The sequence below is a fragment of the Metapseudomonas boanensis genome, assembly GCF_018704125.1.
Lineage (GTDB): Bacteria > Pseudomonadota > Gammaproteobacteria > Pseudomonadales > Pseudomonadaceae > Metapseudomonas > Metapseudomonas boanensis.
Genome location: NZ_JAGTIS010000057.1, coordinates 1 through 1,127 on the forward strand (window position 1 = coordinate 1; position 1,127 = coordinate 1,127).

Annotated in this window: 1 protein-coding gene; it reads right to left on the minus strand. The window is 47.7% G+C overall.

What is annotated here, in order from left to right; genetic code table 11:
- Positions 1-130 precede the first annotated feature (130 nt).
- Positions 131-691: an aminotransferase class I/II-fold pyridoxal phosphate-dependent enzyme gene (locus J7302_RS26270; protein ID WP_215381775.1), complete on the minus strand. Its 561-nt coding sequence runs from the start codon at positions 689-691 to the stop codon at positions 131-133.
- Positions 692-1,127: the final 436 nt, after the last annotated feature.

Genomic DNA, 1,127 nt, shown 5'->3' on the forward strand with positions numbered 1-1,127 from the left:
CGATCAGGAACAGCTCCTTGCGGGTCTGCTTGCGTTTGCCGGCGTACTCGGCGTCGGCGAAGGTCATTTGCTTCATCGAAAAACTCGGGCAACGGGATCGGCGTATTTCACCAGAAATAGGAAGTCTTCTTCAGGGTTTCCCTAATGTCTTCCTACGCTGCGCGCAGTATTCAGCGATCAGGGACATGTACTCCCGACCAATAACTGTTCCGGTTGGATTATTCGGATTCACAAGGAACAATGTGTCGAAATCTAACGAATCAAGCCTTTCAAACAGCCTGGCGGAATTGCTGCTAGATCGAAAATATCCATCTTCAATTAGTCTTAATTCGCACCCGCGACGCCTCAGAAGAAGGGCCAGGTTATCAAAGGTTGGCGAAACCAAAAGAACGCGAGGTGCCTTAACTGCCAAATATGCAGCCACCAGATCAATAGAATTAGATGCTGTTGGTGACACTTTGAAATTGGAGCTTGAGGCCAGCGCATCTGAACCGATGAGCTTAGAAAATGAGGCCTTGAACCGTTGCTCTGCTAAGTTGACTTTTGTCGATTCGCTATCCTTCCAGATATCTAGAAGTGCCAGCGGAAAGTCAGGAAAACTCTCATTTATATCGTGATATGCATGCCCATCTGAGAGATTATACCCCCCTCGCAGCCCAGCAAGCTCATAATCGGTAAGTTGATTAAGCATTACATCTTCCTTGATGTTAGAAATCACATTGCACTATCGGGGGCATTGATCCTTTCGCACAAGCAGAACTGCATCTTTGCAGCTCGTGCAAGATCTCAGCTAAACCCGATGTATAAAACAGCAGCGAGTTGCACCGCGTTGACTTAATGCAGTGCTATAGCGGAAAAATTCAAGTATGGAAGGCGATAAAGAGGTATTCATATGGCGTCCTTGCCAAATAACTATTTTTTACGCTAACAAACAGCCCCCTGCTAAGTCAATTGTAGTGGTCTACTGATCCCGGACACCGATTTAGGGAAACCCTGAAGCAGACTTCCTATTTCTGGTGAAATACGCCGATCCCGTTGCCCGAGTTTTTCGATGAAGCAAATGACCTTCGCCGACGCCGAGTACGCCGGCAAACGCAAGCAGACCCGCAAGGAGCTGTTCCTGATCG